The sequence below is a fragment of the Streptomyces sp. NPDC007863 genome, assembly GCF_040633895.1.
Taxonomy (GTDB): Bacteria; Actinomycetota; Actinomycetes; order Streptomycetales; family Streptomycetaceae; genus Streptomyces.
This window is the reverse complement of record NZ_JBEYEI010000006.1, coordinates 209,731-224,947: the sequence shown is the minus strand read 5'-3', so window position 1 is coordinate 224,947 and position 15,217 is coordinate 209,731. Positions and strand designations below refer to the sequence as shown.

The following is a 15,217-nucleotide window of genomic DNA, read 5'->3' as shown; positions in this document are numbered from 1 at the left end:
CACCCCACCTTCGGCCGGGGCACGCTTCCGTCGTGCGACGTCAGGGCGTCGGGCGGGCGTCAGACGCCCCGTGAGGTCTTCCACTCCTGGGCGTAGTCGTCGAAGATCGCCCGCAGGTGGTGGCCGATCTTCAGGTAGTCGAGGTCGTCCAGGTTGGCCAGCGAGACCCGGACCGACCACTCGGGGCCGTCGAAGCCGCCGCCGTTGAGGAGGACGACGCCGGTCTGTTCGGCGAGCCGGAACAGCGGGTCGACGGGCTCGTACTCCTTCTCCAAGAAGTCGGCGAAGTCCTTGCCGTGGACCCGCTCGGCCTCCGCCAGCAGGTCGAGCTCGATGTAGTACCCGGCCCGCTTGTCGTCCTCGGCGATCTTCATCCGGGCGCCTTCGAGGAGCAGGTCGAGCCGCTGCCCGACGATCGTCCGCAGCCGCTCCTTGTACGCCTGGCCCTCGGGGAGCATGTCGAAGAGCGAGAACAGCGTCATCATCACCTGCTGCGGCAGCGACAGGCCGGCGGTGTGGTTGAGGGCGACCTGCCGGGAGTCGGCGACCAGCCGGTCGATGAAGCGGATCTTCTCCGGCTCCAGGGAGAGCGTCCCGTACCGCTTGTCCAGCCGTTCCTTCTCGGCCGGGGGCAGGTCGGCGATCATCCGGTCGATGACGTTGTCGTCGTTCAGCCCGATGACGCCGAGCCGCCAGCCGGTGGCGCCGTAGTGCTTGGAGTACGAGTACACGAGGAGGGTGTTCTGCGGCAGGTCGGCGGCGACCGAGCGGAAGCCGGGGACGAAGGTGCCGTAGACGTCGTCGGTGACGATGACCAGGTTCGGGTTCTTCTCGGCGACGATCTCCTTGAGCTGGTTCGCGACCCGCTGACTGAGCGCCAGGGACGGCGGGTTGGAGGGGTTGACCAGGCAGAGCAGCTTGATCGACGGGTCCTCCAGCTTGGCGACCTCCTCCGCCGGGTAGCGCCATTCGCGGACGCCGGTCTCGGCGAAGAGGGAGGCGTTGACGTGGACGACGTCGAACTCGTACGTGTCGAGCTCGGGGATCTCGATGTACGGGGTGAAGACCGGCACCATCAGGGCGATCCGGTCGCCCTTCCTCAGGATCCCGTTCTTCATCAGGGAGTCGAAGACGTAGCACATGGCGGCGGTGCCGCCCTCGGTGGCGAAGTACGAGACGTTCCCCGCGGGCGGCCGCCGGTCGAACATCTCGTCCTCGACGTAGCCGCGGACGACCTGCTCGGTGTGGGTGAGGATCCGGTCCGGCACCGGGTAGTTGTCGCCGATGGAGCTGTCGGTGAGCTCGTGGACGAAGGCGTCCTTGTCGAAGCCGAAGCGCTCGACGGCGTACTCGACCGACTTCCGGAGCAGTTCGATGCCGGGCAGGTCCGGGTGCTGCCGCACGAAGGTGTCGAAGCGGGCGCCGGAGCCCCTGAGCTCGGGCATGCCGCCGAGGTCGTCGGCGGTCCACACCCGGCGGGACTCGGAGAGCGCGAAGTAGCCGAGCGCGTGGAAGGCCTCGCGGGGGCTGGTGGCGGTCCAGTTCGGGTTGCCTCGGCCGGCGTTGAGCATCTGGACCGAGGACTTGTCCTTCTGGCCCGGCTGGTCGGCCTGGGCGGCCCGGGCGAGGGTGATGAACTTGTCCTTCAGCTCGAACGGCGAGAGCTGGGCGAAGGACGTGATCTCCTCGCGGGTGAAGCTGGTCCTGGGCATGGTGCGTCCTTACGTACGGCGGTCAGTGGTTGAGGATGACGATCACGGCGCCCCAGATGGTCAGCAGCACGTTGCCCACCGCGTAGGGGATCGTGTAACCGAGCGTGGGGATCTGGGACTTGGACTGCTCGTTGATCGCGCCGATCGCCGCGGTCGTGGTCTGGCCGCCGGCCAGCACGCCCATCAGGATCGGGAAGCGGATCTTCTGTACGTAGTGGCCGACGAGGAAGCCGACGACCAGCGGGATCAGGGTGGCGACCGCGCCCCACAGGAGCAGCCCCCAGCCGGCCGTCGACAGGCCGCTGGTGAAGCTCGGACCGGCGTTGATGCCGACGACGGCGACGAAGGCGCACAGCCCGAAGGTGTCCATGAACCACTGGGCGCCCGGCGGGACGTTGCCGTACGTGGGGTACTTGCCGCGGATCCAGCCGAAGACCAGGCCCATGATCAGCGCGCCGCCGGAGGTCGACAGCGAGATCGGCACGCCGGAGACGGTGAGCGCCGGGATGCCGACGCAGCCGCCGAGGAAGACGCCGAGGCCGACCCAGAGCATGTCGGTGGCGAAGGAGGTCGGCACCGGCTTGCCGATCTCCCTGCCCGCCGGGTCGACGAGCCGCTTGGGGCCGGTGAGGACCACGGTGTCGCCGCGCTCCAGCCGGGTGGAGAGGCGGTAGGGGAACTCGGAGCCGGACCGGTAGATCTTGTCGATGTAGACGCCGACCATGAAGGGCTCGCGGCGCAGCTCGGCGACGGTCTTCCCGAGCTGCCGCTTGTCCGAGGCGACGACGTGCAGGCTCTCGGTCTCGTAGCCGAGGAGTTCGACGTCGTCGGTCTCGGGGCCGATGTGGGTGCGGGCGTCGAAGTCGACGAGGGAGCCGCGCAGCGCCGAGACGGCGACGGTGTCGCCCTCGCGGAGCACGGTCCCCTGGTCGTGGGGGAGGACCGTGCCGTCGCGCCGGACCCGGGTGACGTAGATGCGGTGGCCGAGCTCCTTCTGCTGGTTCTCGAAGTCGTCGATGGTGCGGCCGACGAGGTCGGGGCGCCGGATCGTGTACGCCCGGAGCACGACCTCGTAGTAGCCCTCGGCGAGGTCGGGGTCGTCGCCGGGGGCGTCCAGCTCCTTGGCGAGGGCGGCGGACTCGGCGGCCAGGTCCCGCTTGTAGAGCCGGGGGAGGATGTTGGCGAGGAGGATGGCGCAGAGGATCGTGCCGAGCGGGTAGGTGACCGCGTACCCGATGGCGACCAGGTTCTCCTCGGTCTTCATCTGGTCGGCGGACAGGCCCGGGAGGTTGCCGATGGCGTCCTGGGCGACGCCGATGACGGCGGACTGGGTGAGCGCGCCGCCGAGCAGGCCGGCCGAGAGCCCGGGGCCGTACCCGAGCATCACGGCGAAGCCCCAGGAGACCAGCAGGCCGGTGACGCAGACGATGATCGCGTTGACGACCTGCGGCAGGCCGTCCTTCTTCAGGCCCCGGAAGAACTGGGGTCCGACCTTGTAGCCGAGGGCGAAGAGGAAGAGCGTGAAGAAGAGGTTCTTCACCGTGGCGTCGATGGTGATCTTGAACTGGGCGCCGAGCAGCAGTCCCGCGACGAGACAGCCGGTCACGGCGCCCAGCGCGATCGCCCGGTAGCGCAGCTTCCCGAAGAGGAAGCCGAGGGCGACGGTGAGGAAGACGAGCAGCTCGGGGTGGGGCTGGAAGATGTTCCGGTTCAGGAAGTCGATCATGGAGGGGGAGGCCGCCTCTCAGGCTCCGAGGATGCCGACCAGCAGCGGTCCGGTCAGCGGGAGCAGGAAGTTGGAGAGGGTGTACGTGATCGTGTAGCCGAGCATCGGGACCGAGCTCTGCGCGACCTGGGTGACCGAGGTGATCGCCGGCGTCGAGCACTGCTGGCCCGCGATGGCGCCGATCAGCAGCGGTTTCTCGATCTTCAGCAGCGTGCGGCCGACGACCAGCGAGATCGTCGCCGGTACGAGGACCATGGCGATGCCCGCGAACGGCAGCAGCGCCCCGTACTCCTTGAGCAGCGGCCCCGCCTGCGGGCCGGAGACGAGCCCGGTGCAGGCGATGAAGATGGCCAGGCCCATGTCCTTGAGCGTGGTCGCGGCCTGCGGAGGGAAGGCGCCGAAGGTCTGGGTGCGGGAGCGGAACCAGCCGAAGAGCAGACCGGAGATGAGGCAGCCGCCGCCGGTGCCCAGCGACATCGGGACGTCGCCGAACTCCACCACGACCTGCCCGAGGAGGGAGCCGGCGGCGATGCCGAGGCCCAGGTAGATGAAGTCGGTGGCGTCGTTCTTCACGATCGAGCCGACCTTGGAGGCGAGCCTGCCGAGCGAGGAGCGGGCGCCCACCAGGGTGAGCACGTCACCGCGCTGGACGACGGTCTCCGGGGTGGCGGGCAGGTGCGACTCGTTGCGGAGCACGTCCGTCACGTAGACGCCGCCGGAGGCGATCTCCGGGTGCTCGGTGGTCAGCTGGTCCAGGGACTTGCCGGCCGCGGACTTGTCGGTGAGGGAGACCTGCTGGGTGGCGAGCGGGGTGTCGAGGCCCGGCACGGCCGGGGTCTCGGGGCCGATCAGCCGGCCCGCCTCGATGATGTTGGCCCGCCGGCCGACCGCGAGGACCAGGTCCGAGAGGGTCAGCTCGAAGCCGGGCGGCGGCGGGGTGAGGATCTCGCTGCCCCGCTTCACCGCCTCGACGGTGACCCGGTTCCCGAACTGCCGCTCCAGGTCGGAGACCTTGGCGCCGTCGGCGAGGGTGACGAGGAAGGTGCGGCCGACCATGCCGGGCAGCGCCTCGCGCTCGTCGGACTCCAGGCCGCCGCCGGTGCCCCGCATCTTCTCCCACAGCTCGCGTGAGGCGTCGCGGAGGTTGATCCGCAGCATCATCGGCATGATCTGGCTGGTGTAGATCACGATGGTGATGAGGCCGAAGAGGTAGCAGACCGTGTACGCGGTGGCCACGTGTCCCTGGTACTGGGTGATCTGTTCCTGGGTCAGGTCGGAGAGCTTGCCGATGGCCTCGGTGGCCGTGCCGACGACCGCGGACTCGGTGGCCGCGCCCGCCAGGATGCCGGCGGCGGTGCCGACGTCCAGGTCGAAGGCCTCGGCGAGTCCGAGGGCGATGCCGACGACGCAGACGACCTCGATGAGGCAGAGGGTGAAGTAGCGCAGGCTCTTCTTGTTGAGGTTGGCGAAGAACTGGGGTCCGGCCAGATAGCCGAGCGAGAAGATGAAGAGCGCGAAGAAGATCGTCTTCACGTCGTCGGAGACGGTGACCTCCGCCCAGGCGCCCATGAGCAGCGACACGATCAGCGTTCCGCAGATGCCGCCGAGCGTGATGGGGCCGACCCGGAGCTTGCCGAGGAGGTAACCCGCGGCGAGGCAGACGAAGAGGGCGAGTTCGGGATGGTCGCGCAGCACACCCATCCGGCCTCACCCCACCCACATGGGGTAAAACCCTTTGATAGCGGACATAAGTGGACGCTAACAGTGGAAGATCGTCAAGGGGCCGCCGCCGCGCCCATCCGGGTGAACACCCGCGCACCGCCGCCGCGCTCCTCCCCCCGCCCCCGTCACCCCTTCACCGCCCCCCGCATCACCCCGCCCACGATCTGCCGCCCGAACAGCGCGAGCACCACGAGCAGCGGCAGCGTCCCGAGGAGCGCCCCCGCCATCACCACCGAGGTGTCCGGCACATAGCCCCGGCCCAGCCCCGTCAGCGCCACCTGCACCGTCGGGTTGCCCGTCTGGGTGAGCGCGAGCACCGGCCAGAAGAAGTCGTTCCACGCCGCCACGAAGGACAGCATCCCCAGGACCGCCATCGCCGGCCGCGCCGCCGGCAGCACCAGGTGCCACACCACCCGCAGCGTCCCCGCCCCGTCCATCCGCGCCGCCTCCAGGAGCTCCGGGGGCAGCGCGCCCCGCAGGTGCTGGCGCATGTAGAAGACGCCGAAGGCCGACACCAGCGAGGGCAGCACCACCGCCTGGAGCTGGTCGGTCCAGCCGAGCCGGGCGACCAGCAGATAGAGCGGCACCACCCCGAGCTGCGGCGGCACCAGCATCGTCGCCCCCACCAGGAGCAGCAGCGGCCCGCGGAAGCGGAACCGCAGCCGGGCGAAGGCGAAACCGGCGAGCGTCGAGAAGAGCACCGTCCCCACCGCCACCGACCCGGCCACCACCGCCGTGTTGGCCAGCGCCTCGCCCATCCCGCCCTCGCCCCAGGCCACCGACAGGTTCCGCGGCAGGTTCCGCCCGAACCAGAACGGCGGCGGCGACTGGGCGAGCCGCCCGCTCGTCCGCGAGGCGGCGACCGCCGTCCACAGCAGCGGGAAGACCGACACCGCCGTGAAGAGCGCCAGGAGCAGATACGTACCCCACCCGCCCCGCTCGTACGACTCCGGGCCCGCGTCCCGCCGCCTCACCGCGCACCCCTCCCGCGGACGAGCCGCACCAGCCCGAAGACCGCCACCAGGAGCAGCAGCATCGCCCAGGCGATCGCCGCCGCCCGCCCCAGGTGCAGGTTCACCCAGCCCTGCTCGTACAGATAGAGCCCGAGCGTCTGGTACTGGTGGTCGGCGCCGCCCGAGGCCCCCGCCCCGCTGCTGAAGAGCAGCGGCTCGCCGAAGAGCTGCACCGCCCCGATCGTCGACACGAGCCCGGTGAAGGCCAGCGCCGGCCGCAGCCCCGGCAGGGTGACGTGCCGGAACCGCCGCCACCGCCCGGCCCCGTCGAGCGCCGCCGCCTCGTACAGCTCGTGCGGGATCGTCTGCATGGCCGCCAGGTAGATCAGCGCGTTGTAGCCGGTCCAGCGCCAGATCACGATCGACGCGACCGCGAACTTCGACGCCCACGGCCCGTTCTGCCAGTCCACCGGGTCGAGCCCGACCAGCCCGATCGCCCAGTTCACCATTCCCTGGTCCCGCCCGTAGAACAGCGCGAAGACCAGCGTCGCCGCCGCCACCGAGGTCGCGTACGGGGCGAGCGCCGCCACCCGGAAGAAGAGCCGTCCGCGCAGCCGCGCGTCGAGGAGGTGCGCCGCGCCGAGCGCGAGCAGCAGCTGCGGCACGGTGGCGAGGACCCCGATCAGCACCGTGTTGGCCAGCGCGTTCCAGAAGAACTCGTCGGTGAGCAGCCGCGCGTAGTTGTGCAGCCCCACCCACTCCCGGGCCTCCGGCGCCGTCAGCTCCACCCGGAACAGCGAGGTCCAGGCCGTCGCCACCAGCGGGAACAGCCCGAAGGCCCCGAACAGCACGAAGAACGGCGCGACCAGCGCGTACGGCGCCGAGCGCGACCGCAGCCTGCCGAGCCGGTCCCGCCGCTCCCGCCGGCCCCGGCCCGCCGGCACCACCGGCGCGAGCGCCCGCTCCACCACCTCCTCGGCCACCGCGCTCACCGGTCCAGGGCGTTGTCGATGGCCTTCATCGCCGCCCGCCACGCCGAGTCGGGCGAGCGTCCCGTCTGGTCGACCTGGAGCATCCCGGTGTCCGACAGGATCTGGTTCACCAGGCCGTCCTTCGGCCCGACCGGAGCCACCGGCACCCCCCTGGCCGCCTCCGAGTAGATCCGGCCCACCGGCGCGTCCCCGAAGTAGGGGTGCCGGGCGTTCCGTACCTGCGGCAGCCCGAAGGCGGCCTCGGCGCTCGGGAAGCTGCCGCGCCGCTCGAAGAGCACCGCCTGCTGCTCCGGCGCGGTCAGCCAGGCCGCCAGCGCGGTGGCCTCCTCGACGTGCCGCCCGGCGGCCGGCACGACCAGGAAGGAGCCGCCCCAGTTCCCCGGCCGGGGCGCCGTCGCGATCTCCCACTTCCCCTTGCCGTCCGGGCCGCCCTTGTCCTGGATGTAGCCGAGCATCCACGCCGGGCAGGCGATCGAGGCGAACCGGCCCTGCGCGAAGCCCTGGTCCCAGTCGGGGGTGAACTGCTGGAGCCGGGCGGTCAGTCCGTGCTCGGCGAACCGCGCGCCGAGGTCCCAGGCGGCCCGCACCGCCGGATTGACCGCCACCACGAGCCGCCCCTCGGCGTCGTAGTAGCGCAGCCGGGCGCCCGAGATGACGGCGCCCATCACCCCGGACGCCGAGTCGGTGAACGCCACGCCCTCCGGTGCCCGCGCGACGAACCGGCGGCCCGTCTCCAGGTACTTCTCCCAGTCCCCGGCCCACAGCCGGCCCACCTCGTCCCGGTCGGTGGGCAGCCCGGCGGCGGCGAAGTGGTCCTTGCGGTAGCAGACGGCCAGCGGCCCGATGTCGGTGCCGAGCCCCAGCACCCGCCCGCCCTCCGTCCGCGCCTGCGCCCACTTCCAGGGCAGGAAGTCGGCCTCCCGGACGCCGGGCGCGCGGGCCAGGTCGACGAGCCGGCCGGCCTGGGTGTCGACGACCTCCGCGATGTTCCCGACCTCGACGGCCTGGACGTCGGCGAGGCCCGCGCCGGCCGTGAGGTGGGTGAGCAGCTGCGGGTAGTAGACGTCGGCGCGGGCGAGGGAGGTCTGCCGGATCGCGATGTCCGGGTGCAGCCGCATGTACGTGTCGTACAGCCCGGCCTCCTTGAGCCCGAAGGTGCCGTACACGCCGACGGTGAGGGTGACCGGCCGCCCCGAGCCGTCGACGGTCTCCCCGCCGCCGGCCGCCGGCGGCACCGGCGGGTCGTCCGCGCAGCCGCCGAGCAGCGCGGCGGCGAGCAGCAGCGCCAGGGCGCGGGCGCGAGCGCCGGTCCGTCGTGGTGTCCCGTTCCTCCGCCCCATGGCCCCGACCGTAGGCGGCGGGGGAGGGGCGGCCGGTGGGGCGGCGCCGGGGTCCGGGCGCGCCTCACCCGTTCGGCCCACCGGCCGCACCGGGTCGTCGAACGTCTTCGACGGTTCCCGTGTATTGACCGTGTTCTGACAGAACTCGGATAGTGGGAGCGCTCCCATACTTCACTTCCCGACGGGATACCCATGCGCAGACCACGACTCCTCGCGGGGCTCGCGGGCCTGGCCCTCACGGGCGGGCTCCTCGCCGGCGCCCTTCCGGCCGGCGCCGCCGAGACCGCCGCACCGGCCCGGACCGCGGCGGCCGCCGCGTACACCTGGAAGAACGTCCGCGTCGACGGCGGCGGCTTCGTCCCCGGCCTGGTCTTCAACCGGACCGAGAAGAACCTCCTCTACGCCCGCACCGACATCGGCGGCGCCTACCGCTGGGACCAGTCCGCCTCCTCCTGGATCCCGCTCCTCGACCACGTCGGCTGGGACGACTGGGGCCACACCGGCGTCGTCTCCCTCGCCTCCGACACCGCCGACCCCGACAAGGTGTACGCCGCCGTCGGCACGTACACCAACGACTGGGACCCCGGCATGGGCGCCGTCCTGCGCTCCGCCGACCGGGGCGCCACCTGGCAGCGCGCCGACCTCCCCTTCAAGATCGGCGGCAACATGCCGGGCCGCGGCATGGGCGAACGCCTCGCCGTCGACCCGCACGACAACCGGATCCTCTACCTCGGCGCCCCCAGCGGCAACGGCCTCTGGCGCTCCACCGACTCCGGCGCCACCTGGGCGAAGGTCACCTCCTTCACCAACCCGGGCAACTACCAGCAGGACCCCACCGACACCAGCGGCTACAACTCCGACGAGCAGGGCATCGTCTGGGTCACCTTCGACGAGTCCACCGGCACGGCGGGCGGCGCCACGCGGACGATCTACGTCGGCGTCGGCGACAAGGAGAACGCCGTCTACCGCTCCACCGACGCGGGCGCCACCTGGACCCGCCTCACCGGCCAGCCCACCGGCTACCTCGCCCACAAGGGCGTCCTCGACGCCGAGAACGGCTACCTCTACCTCGCGTACAGCGACACGGCGGGCCCGTACGACGGCGGCAAGGGCAAGGTCTACCGGTACACGACCGCCACCGGCGCCTGGCAGGACATCAGCCCCGTCGCCGAGGCCGACACCTACCACGGCTTCAGCGGCCTCACCGTCGACCGGCAGCACCCCGGCACGGTCATGGTCTCCGCCTACAGCTCCTGGTGGCCCGACACCCAGATCTTCCGCACCACCGACTCCGGCTCCACCTGGACCAAGGCCTGGGACTACTCCTCGTACCCCACCCGCGCCAACCGCTACACCATGGACGTCTCCTCCGTCCCGTGGCTGACCTGGGGCGGCAACCCCACCCCGCCCGAGCAGACCCCCAAGCTCGGCTGGATGACCGAGGCCCTGGAGATCGACCCCTTCGACTCGGACCGCATGCTGTACGGCACCGGCGCCACCGTCTACGGCACCACCGAACTCACCCGGTGGGACACGAACACGAACTTCACCATCCGGCCCATGGTGAAGGGCCTGGAGGAGACCGCCGTCCTCGACCTGGTCTCGCCGCCCTCCGGCGCCCCGCTGATCAGCGCCCTCGGCGACGTCGGCGGCTTCCGCCACACCGATCTGTCGGCCGTCCCGCCGATGATGTTCACCTCCCCGAACTTCACGTCGACGACCAGCCTCGACTACGCCGAGACCGCCCCGAACACGCTCGTCCGTTCCGGCCACCTCGACGGCGGACCCCGGGTCGCCTTCTCCACCGACAACGGCGCCCACTGGTTCGCCGGGCAGGAGCCCGCGGGCGTCACCGGCGGCGGCACGGTCGCCGCGGCCGCCGACGGCGGCCGCTTCGTCTGGAGCCCCGAGGGCGCCGCCGGCGTCCACGCCGCCACCGGCTTCGGCACCTCCTGGACGGCCTCCGCCGGCATCCCGGCCGGCGCCACCGTCGAGTCCGACCGGGTCGACCCGAAGACCTTCTACGGCTTCAAGGGCGGCACCTTCTACGCCTCCACCGACGGCGGCCTCACCTTCACCGCGAAGGCCACCGGGCTGCCCGCCAAGGGCAACGTCCGCTTCAAGGCCGTCCCCGGCAAGAAGGGCGACATCTGGCTCGCGGGCGGCGCCCCCGACGCCGCCTACGGCCTGTGGCACTCCACCGACGGCGGCGCCACCTTCACGAAGGTCTCCGGCGTCGACCAGGCCGACGCCATCGGCTTCGGCAAGGCCGCCCCGAACGCCTCCTACCCGGCGCTCTACTCCAGCGCCGAGATCGGCGGCGTCCGCGGCATCTTCCGCTCCACCGACGCCGGTGCCACCTGGGTCCGGGTCAACGACGACGCCCACCAGTGGGGCTGGACCGGCGCCACCATCACCGGAGACCCGCGCGTCTACGGCCGGGTGTACGTCGCCACCAACGGCCGCGGCATCGTCTACGGCGACACGAGCGAGACCGGCGGAGGCGACGGGGGCGGCGGCACGGACCCCACGGACCCGCCGGACCCGACCGACCCGCCCACACCCCCGGCGGGCGCCTGCAAGGTCTCCTACAAGGTCACCAACCAGTGGCAGGGCGGCTTCCAGGCCGACGTCACCGTCACCAACACCTCCGCCGCCGCCTGGAACGGCTGGACCCTCGGCTGGTCCTTCGCCTCCGGGCAGACCGTCGGCCAGATGTGGAACGCCACGCCCGCCCAGACCGGCACGGCCGTCACCGCGAAGAACGCCGGCTGGAACGGCGCCGTCGCCGCCGGGGCCTCCGCCTCCTTCGGCTTCACCGGCTCCTGGACCGGCAGCAACCCCGCACCCGCCGCCTTCACCCTCGGAGGTGCCACGTGTTCCGCCGGCTGACCGCCACCGCGGCGCTCCTCGCCGCCGTCCTCACCCCCGCCCTCGCCGGGCCGGCCTCGGCCGCCGACGCCCCGCTCCGCGACCTCGCCGACGCCCGGGGCGTCTACCTCGGCACCGCCGTCACCGGCGGGAAGCTCAGCGGGGCGTACGCGGACACCGCCGCCGCCCAGTTCGACTCCGTCACCCCCGGCAACGAGATGAAATGGGGCTCCGTCGAACCCGTCCGGGGCCAGTACTCCTGGACCGGCGCCGACCGGATCGTCGACTTCGCCGAGGCGCACGGGCAGGAGGTCCGCGGCCACACCCTGGTCTGGCACAGCCAGCTGCCGTCCTGGGTGTCGAACGGCACCTGGACCCCGGACGCCCTCCGCACGGTCATGACCGACCACGTCACCACCGAGGTGAGCCGCTACAAGGGCCGCGTCGACCACTGGGACGTCGTCAACGAACCCCTGAACGAGGACGGCACCCTCCGCCGGTCCGTCTTCGGCGCCACCCTCGGCGAGTCGTACATCGCGGACGCCTTCCGGGCCGCCCGGGCCGCCGACCCGGCGGCGAAGCTGTACGTCAACGACTACTCGACCGACGGCATCGGCGCCAAGAGCGACGGCATGTACGCCCTGGTCCAGCGGCTCCTCGCCCAGGGCGTGCCGATCGACGGGGTCGGCTTCCAGGCCCATCTGATCCTCGGCCAGGTCCCGTCCACGATGGAGGCCAACCTCCGCCGCTTCGCGGACCTCGGCGTCGACGTGGCGATCACCGAGCTCGACATCCGGATGACCCTGCCGGCCACCGAGGCCAAGCTCGCGCAGCAGAAGGCGGACTACGCGGCCGTGACCCGCGCCTGCCTGGCCGTCACCCGCTGCGCCGGCCTCACCGTCTGGGGCTTCACCGACTCCGACTCCTGGATCCCGGACTTCTTCCCGGGCGAGGGCGCGGCCACCCCGTACGACGAGAACCTGAACCCTAAGCCGGCCCGGGCGGGGATCGCCGAGGCCCTGGCCCCGGTCACCCCGCCGGGCCCCGCGGGCTGCACGGCCACGTACACCGTGCAGAGCCAGTGGGGCGGCGGCTTCACCGGCCAGGTCACCGTCCGCAACACCGCCGCCGCCCCGCTGACCGGCTGGAAGGTCGCCTGGGAGTATCCGGCCGGCCAGCGGATCACCCAGGCGTGGAACGCGACGGCCGCCCAGACCGGCACCGCCGTGACGGCGACGAACCTCTCGTACAACGGCACGGTCCCGGCCGGCGGCTCCGTGACCTTCGGCTTCAACGCCTCCTGGACGGGCACCAACCCGCCCCCGGCGACCCTCACCTGCTCCTAGGGGGGAACGCGGAAACGACCGAGGCCCCGGTTCTTCCGAACCGGGGCCTCGGCCTTCAGGGTGAGTAACGGGACTCGAACCCGCGACATCCTGGACCACAACCAGGTGCTCTACCAGCTGAGCTATACCCACCACGACCGGCGGTTTTCCCGAAGGTTTCCCCGACCGGCCGAGAAGAAGTCTACAGGGTTCCGAGGGGTGCTCGCGCACACGTTTTCCCCGGGTGCGCGAGCGGGCCCTTCCGGGGGGTCCTACTCCGCCGGGACGACGTGCCGGGCCGCGATCTCCTTCGCGGTCTCCGAGTCCGGACCGGGCTGCGGCACGAAGACCGCCTCCCGGTAGTAGCGCAGCTCCGCGATGGACTCGCGGATGTCCGCGAGCGCCCGGTGGTTGCCGTTCTTCTCCGGACTGTTGAAGTACGCCCTCGGGTACCAGCGGCGCGCCAGCTCCTTGACCGAGGACACATCGACGATCCGGTAATGGAGGTGGCCCTCCAGGGCGGGCATGTCGCGGGCGAGGAAGCCGCGGTCGGTGGAGACCGAGTTCCCGCACAGCGGAGCCTTGCCGGGCTCCTTCACGTGCTCGCGGATGTACGCCAGGACCTGTGCCTCCGCGTCGGCCAGCGTGGTGCCGCCGGGCAGCGCGTCGAGCAGTCCGGAGGCCGTGTGCATCTGGCGCACGATCTCCGGCATGGTCTCCAGGGCACGGTCCGGCGGGCGGATCACGATGTCCACGCCTTCGCCGAGCACGTTCAGTTCCGAGTCGGTGACCAGTGCGGCCACCTCGATGAGTGCGTCGTCCGTCAGCGAGAGCCCGGTCATCTCGCAGTCGATCCACACCATGCGATCGTTCATGCGTCCTACCTTAGGCGGCGCGCCCCCGGGAGAACCGCCCCGTGCGCCCCTGGAGCCCCGAGAAGGCCCCGGAAACTCCCCGGGGGAGTCCCCGAAGGGGTCCGGGCATGCCGGCGGGCGCCCGGGGGATGGTGCCCCCGGACGCCCGTCGGTACCGCGGTGCGCCGCTTGTGGCGGCGCCGGTCCTCGGCGCCGGTGGCGTGGGCGCCCCCGTCAGGTGGGCACCCACGCCGGTCCGGCGCCGGCGGCTATGGCGCGCTGCGCTGGCCCGGCAGCGCGGGCCGGCCCGGCGTGTAGGCGTCGCCCGGCGGCTTGCCGGGCTCCAGCGACATCCCGGGGCGACGGATTCCCGCCACCACCTGCGTGGGCATCGCCGGCTCCAGGACGGCCGTCGCGGGCTCGCCCTGGGGCCGCCTGGCCCGGTACGCCGCCCGGTAGGCCGCCGGCGAGGAGCCGAGCTGCCGCCGGAAGTGGCCGCGCAGCGCCACCGGCGAGCGGAAGCCGCAGCGCCCCGCGACCTCGTCCACCGAGTAGTCCGAGGTCTCCAGGAGCCGCTGCGCCTGGAGCACCCGCTGGGTGATCAGCCACTGGAGCGGCGCGGAGCCGGTCAGCGAGCGGAAGCGGCGGTCGAAGGTCCGCCGTGACATGTACGCACGGGCCGCCAGGGTCTCCACGTCGAACTGCTCGTGGAGGTGCTCCAGCGCCCAGGCCACGACCTCGGCGAGCGGGTCGGAGCCGATCTCCTCCGGTAAAGACCTGTCGAGGTAGCGCTCCTGACCGCCACTGCGCCGCGGCGGGACGACCAGCCGGCGCGCCAGGGCGCCCGCGGCCTCCGTGCCGTGGTCGGTCCGCACGATGTGCAGACACAGATCGATTCCGGCCGCGGTGCCGGCGGAGGTCAGCACGTCCCCGTCGTCGACGAAGAGCTCCCGCGGGTCCACGTGGACCGACGGGTAGCGCTTGGCGAGCGTCGGCGCGTACATCCAGTGCGTGGTCGCCGGCCGGCCGTCGAGCAGGCCGGCCGCCGCGAGGACGAACGCGCCGGTGCAAAGGCCGACGATCCTGGCCCCTTCCTCGTGTGCCCTGCGGAGGGCTTCGAGCGCTTCCGGCGGTGGCGGCGAGGTGATCGAGCGCCAGGCCGGGACGACGACCGTCCCGGCGCGGCCGATCGCCTCCAGGCCGTACGGCGCGGTGAGTTCGAGCCCGCCCGTGGTCCGCAGGGGGCCCTCCTCTCCCGCGCAGACGAGCAGCCGATAGCGCGGAACGCCCGCGTCCTGCCGGTCGATGCCGAACACGGAGAGCGGGATGGAGCTCTCGAAGATGGGGCCGCCGCTGAACAACAGCACCGCGACGACTTCGCGACGGCGGCGCCCGGACAGCTTCCGTGCCGCCTCCGGTGCGGCGGAGTCCTGGCTCATGGCGCTAAGTTCCCCTCGGTGTTCGCGTCTCCCTGGTCGTGTCGCTGTGCCACGTTTCCCCTCGGTTTTGCACGAGACCCCAGTCGTCGGTACCCATGATCGAATCTACTGTGTCCCGTGCCGCCGGCGTGACAAGTTCGCGATCCGGCAGATTGTCGACAAGGCCACTTGGCGTGAAGCGATCGATCCACGGGCGAGTGCCCGCGCCACCCCCGGGCGGGGCCCGGTGGTGGCGAAGTGGCCGTGTGCGAGGGGTGCGGCCCGGTGGGGCGGGGCTTTCGCG

Annotated in this window: 10 protein-coding genes and 1 tRNA gene; 2 read left to right on the top strand and 9 right to left on the bottom strand. The window is 72.0% G+C overall.

What is annotated here, in order from left to right; genetic code table 11:
- Positions 1 to 59: 59 nt before the first annotated feature.
- The 6 genes from ABZ621_RS12055 to ABZ621_RS12030 form a co-directional block, all read right to left on the bottom strand.
- A complete protein-coding gene (locus ABZ621_RS12055; RefSeq protein WP_360603336.1) occupies positions 60 to 1,712 on the bottom strand; it encodes a bifunctional aspartate transaminase/aspartate 4-decarboxylase in 1,653 nt (550 codons plus the stop codon).
- A gap of 22 nt (positions 1,713 to 1,734) precedes the next feature.
- Positions 1,735 to 3,438, bottom strand: a complete 1,704-nt coding sequence (aspT, locus tag ABZ621_RS12050) for an aspartate-alanine antiporter (RefSeq protein ID WP_360603334.1) — start codon at positions 3,436 to 3,438, stop codon at positions 1,735 to 1,737.
- An 18-nt stretch (positions 3,439 to 3,456) separates the two neighbouring features.
- Positions 3,457 to 5,139 (bottom strand): aspartate-alanine antiporter, encoded by a 1,683-nt coding sequence (aspT, locus tag ABZ621_RS12045; protein ID WP_360603332.1) that lies wholly within the window; start codon positions 5,137 to 5,139, stop codon positions 3,457 to 3,459.
- A 146-nt stretch (positions 5,140 to 5,285) separates the two neighbouring features.
- Positions 5,286 to 6,134: a carbohydrate ABC transporter permease gene (locus ABZ621_RS12040; protein WP_360603330.1), complete on the bottom strand. Its 849-nt coding sequence runs from the start codon at positions 6,132 to 6,134 to the stop codon at positions 5,286 to 5,288.
- Positions 6,131 to 7,096: a sugar ABC transporter permease gene (locus tag ABZ621_RS12035; RefSeq protein ID WP_360603551.1), complete on the bottom strand. Its 966-nt coding sequence runs from the start codon at positions 7,094 to 7,096 to the stop codon at positions 6,131 to 6,133. The genes ABZ621_RS12040 and ABZ621_RS12035 overlap by 4 nt, the downstream gene beginning before the upstream one ends.
- Before the next feature lie 5 nt (positions 7,097 to 7,101).
- A complete protein-coding gene (locus ABZ621_RS12030) occupies positions 7,102 to 8,445 on the bottom strand; it encodes an extracellular solute-binding protein (protein ID WP_360603328.1) in 1,344 nt (447 codons plus the stop codon).
- A gap of 192 nt (positions 8,446 to 8,637) precedes the next feature.
- On the opposite strand from ABZ621_RS12030, the gene ABZ621_RS12025 reads away from it, so the two are divergent.
- Both ABZ621_RS12025 and ABZ621_RS12020 read left to right on the top strand, forming a co-directional pair.
- Positions 8,638 to 11,337 carry a cellulose binding domain-containing protein gene (locus ABZ621_RS12025; protein ID WP_360603326.1) on the top strand — a complete coding sequence of 900 codons (2,700 nt, stop codon included), beginning with the start codon at positions 8,638 to 8,640 and terminating at the stop codon, positions 11,335 to 11,337.
- The gene (locus ABZ621_RS12020; protein WP_360603324.1) at positions 11,322 to 12,662 is read left to right on the top strand and encodes an endo-1,4-beta-xylanase; all 1,341 of its coding nucleotides are present in this window, start codon (positions 11,322 to 11,324) and stop codon (positions 12,660 to 12,662) included. The genes ABZ621_RS12025 and ABZ621_RS12020 overlap by 16 nt, the downstream gene beginning before the upstream one ends.
- 59 nt (positions 12,663 to 12,721) lie before the next feature.
- On the opposite strand, the gene ABZ621_RS12015 is transcribed toward ABZ621_RS12020, so the two are convergent.
- From ABZ621_RS12015 to ABZ621_RS12005, 3 genes are all read right to left on the bottom strand, one after another.
- A tRNA-His gene (locus ABZ621_RS12015) sits at positions 12,722 to 12,794 on the bottom strand.
- 119 nt (positions 12,795 to 12,913) lie between these two features.
- Positions 12,914 to 13,516, bottom strand: a complete 603-nt coding sequence (gene orn / locus ABZ621_RS12010) for an oligoribonuclease (RefSeq protein WP_169084502.1) — start codon at positions 13,514 to 13,516, stop codon at positions 12,914 to 12,916.
- Between the two features lie 248 nt (positions 13,517 to 13,764).
- Complete coding sequence (locus tag ABZ621_RS12005; protein ID WP_360603321.1) at positions 13,765 to 14,934, bottom strand: helix-turn-helix domain-containing protein; 1,170 nt, start codon at positions 14,932 to 14,934, stop codon at positions 13,765 to 13,767.
- Positions 14,935 to 15,217: the final 283 nt, after the last annotated feature.

What these genes read in the sequence shown, in the direction of transcription:
- ABZ621_RS12055 (WP_360603336.1), bottom strand. Translation starts at nt 1,712, where the DNA reads ATGCCCAGGACCAGCTTCACCCGCGAGGAGATCACGTCCTTCGCCCAG.
- aspT (WP_360603334.1), bottom strand. Translation starts at nt 3,438, where the DNA reads ATGATCGACTTCCTGAACCGGAACATCTTCCAGCCCCACCCCGAGCTG.
- aspT (WP_360603332.1), bottom strand. Translation starts at nt 5,139, where the DNA reads ATGGGTGTGCTGCGCGACCATCCCGAACTCGCCCTCTTCGTCTGCCTC.
- ABZ621_RS12030 (WP_360603328.1), bottom strand. Translation starts at nt 8,445, where the DNA reads ATGGGGCGGAGGAACGGGACACCACGACGGACCGGCGCTCGCGCCCGC.
- ABZ621_RS12025 (WP_360603326.1), top strand. Translation starts at nt 8,638, where the DNA reads ATGCGCAGACCACGACTCCTCGCGGGGCTCGCGGGCCTGGCCCTCACG.
- orn (WP_169084502.1), bottom strand. Translation starts at nt 13,516, where the DNA reads ATGAACGATCGCATGGTGTGGATCGACTGCGAGATGACCGGGCTCTCG.
- ABZ621_RS12005 (WP_360603321.1), bottom strand. Translation starts at nt 14,934, where the DNA reads ATGAGCCAGGACTCCGCCGCACCGGAGGCGGCACGGAAGCTGTCCGGG.